The organism is Bradyrhizobium sp., assembly GCF_035701725.1.
Lineage (GTDB): Bacteria > Pseudomonadota > Alphaproteobacteria > Rhizobiales > Xanthobacteraceae > Bradyrhizobium.
Map to the genome: position 1 here is coordinate 1 of NZ_DASSRP010000417.1, position 2,177 is coordinate 2,177.

A 2,177-nucleotide genomic window follows, 5' to 3' on the forward strand; every position below is an offset into this window, starting at 1 on the left:
TGATGCCGCTGAACGGACGCGCGGCAAAAGCCTGTTCGGCAACCCAGGGCGAATATTCGAAGATATTTGCGAGCGCGGCGACGAAGTCGCCTTGCGTGCAGGCGTTCAATTCCTCGAGCGGTTTCTGCGACATGCGCGCAATACGGTTATGGAGTGCGGCCCTGGCCGGACTGGGTGGTCCCACCGCTGAAATCGAACGACATGCCGAAAAGACCGCTACGCCGGGCTTCCGGCTCGGGGGCCGGTGCCGGCGCCTGCTGAACTTCGGCCTGCGGCGGCAAGGGAGGCGGCGCCGGCAGGTTGTTGCAACCCATCGGGTAGACCAGCTCGCGGTTCGCGGTCTGGCCGATCGGCGCGCAGGGATCGCGCCCTGCCACCGCCTTGGGCTTGGTTTGCGACCAGGCCGGCGTCGCCGCCGCCACCAGCATCGCGCAAAGAAGAAGCTTCTTCATAAGTCCCACCTTCAAATCGGCCCCGTTCCGCATTGAACCGGATCGGTGCGGCGAAGTCCACCTGCCCCAATTTTGGGCAAACTACCCGGTCTGGCTGCCAACGGGAAGCGCTGGAAAAGAATCCTGAGAGATGCGACACAGAATTGATTGGGGCAGCTTTCAGGGTCGCGCGCGGAACCGCCGCCGCTTATACCGCGCGAGGAACGGACGGCGATGTGGGCATCGATACTATCGGAATGGGCTAGTCTTATTTTCCGCTGGCTGCATGTGATCGCGGCGGTGGGCTGGATCGGAAGCTCGTTCTACTTCATTCATCTCGACCTCGGGCTGAAGCCGCGCGAGGGCCTGCCGGAAGGCGCCCATGGCGAAGCCTGGCAGGTGCATGGCGGAGGCTTCTATCACATCGTCAAATTCCTGGTGGCGCCGGCGAAAATGCCGAGCGAACTGACCTGGTTCAAATGGGAAGCCTACACCACCTGGCTGTCGGGCTTCGTGCTGATGGTCATCGTCTATTACCTCGACGCCGAACTGTTTCTGGTCGACAAGTCGGTGCTCGACCTGACGCCGCTGCAGGCGGCACTGTTCTCGTTCGGCAGCCTGGCGCTGGCCTGGCTGCTCTATGAAGCAGCCTGCCGCAGCGGGCTTTCGGCCTACGAACTTCCCTTCGCGATCGGCGGTTATATCTTCCTGGTCGCGCTGACCTACGCCTTTACCCATGTGCTGAGCGGCCGCGGCGCCTTCAACCAGATCGGCGCGATCATCGGCACCATCATGGTCGCCAATGTCTTCGCTCTGATCATCCCGAACCAGAAGAAGGTGATCGCAGCCCTGCTGGCCGGCGAGAAGCCGGACCCGAAATACGGCAAGCAAGGCAAGGAGCGTTCGGTCCACAACAACTATCTGACACTGCCGGTCGTCTTCCTCATGATCAGCAATCATTACCCGCTGATCTTCGGCACCCGTTACAACTGGCTGATCGCGGCGATCGTGCTGGCGCTTGGTCCCGTGATCCGCCACTTCTTCAACGAGCGCCATGCCGGGCGCAAATCGCCGTGGTGGGTGTGGGGCGTGGCGGCGATCGGCATGATCGCGATCGCCCTGCTCACGACCGCAGGCCCTCGCGACGCCAAGGCCGCCACGGCGGTGCCCAAGCATGATTTCGCGGCGGTGCAGGACATCGTGCTGTCCCGCTGCAGCATGTGCCATGCCGCCGAGCCGGTGTTCGATGGAATCACCGCCGCGCCAAAGGGCGTGCGCCTCGACAATCCGGAAGCGATCTTGCGCAACAGCCGCCTGATCGGGCGCAATGCGGCCTGGTCGAATGCCATGCCGCCCGGCAACATCACCGAAATCAGCACCGAGGAGCGCGCGGTGCTCGCGGCGTGGCTCGCGGACGGCGCGCGCTGATCCAACTGGCGTTCCCCAAGGTCTTCATGGCGGGCACCGTCGCGCCCAAGCCGCAGATCGAGCGGGAGCGAGACCGCTAGCGAACGACGCCTCAGCTTTTGGGCGGCACCAGCGGCTGCACGATTTCCTTGAACACTTCCAGCGCCTCGCAACGCGCGGCGTGATCGGCAAGCGCGGGGCAGCCGGCCGGGTCAAACAAGTTCGGATGCGCCTCGCTTACAAAGCGCACGGCGCACGCGACCGCGATATCGGAATGACCGATTTTCACGCCGAACCAGAACGGCGTCGTGATCGCCGCCCGCTCATGTTCCAACGCTT

General features: G+C 63.7%; 2 protein-coding genes and 1 pseudogene. 1 reads left to right on the forward strand and 2 read right to left on the reverse strand.

The features are described 5' to 3' along the window. Positions 1 to 146 precede the first annotated feature (146 nt). Entirely contained in the window at positions 147 to 452 is a 306-nt protein-coding gene (locus tag VFL62_RS25730) for a hypothetical protein (protein WP_325175209.1), read from the reverse strand. Positions 453 to 665: 213 nt separating this feature from the next. On the opposite strand from VFL62_RS25730, the gene VFL62_RS25735 reads away from it, so the two are divergent. Beyond that, the gene (locus tag VFL62_RS25735; protein ID WP_325175210.1) at positions 666 to 1,859 is read left to right on the forward strand and encodes a urate hydroxylase PuuD; all 1,194 of its coding nucleotides are present in this window, start codon (positions 666 to 668) and stop codon (positions 1,857 to 1,859) included. Between the two features lie 91 nt (positions 1,860 to 1,950). Here VFL62_RS25735 and VFL62_RS25740 read toward each other — a convergent pair. Next, positions 1,951 to 2,177: pseudogene (locus tag VFL62_RS25740) on the reverse strand (glutathione S-transferase family protein); the annotation flags it as partial.

Bases quoted from the DNA above. Each gene is read 5' to 3' on its own strand.
- VFL62_RS25730 (WP_325175209.1), bottom strand. From the start codon at position 452: ATGAAGAAGCTTCTTCTTTGCGCGATGCTGGTGGCGGCGGCGACGCCG.
- VFL62_RS25735 (WP_325175210.1), top strand. From the start codon at position 666: ATGTGGGCATCGATACTATCGGAATGGGCTAGTCTTATTTTCCGCTGG.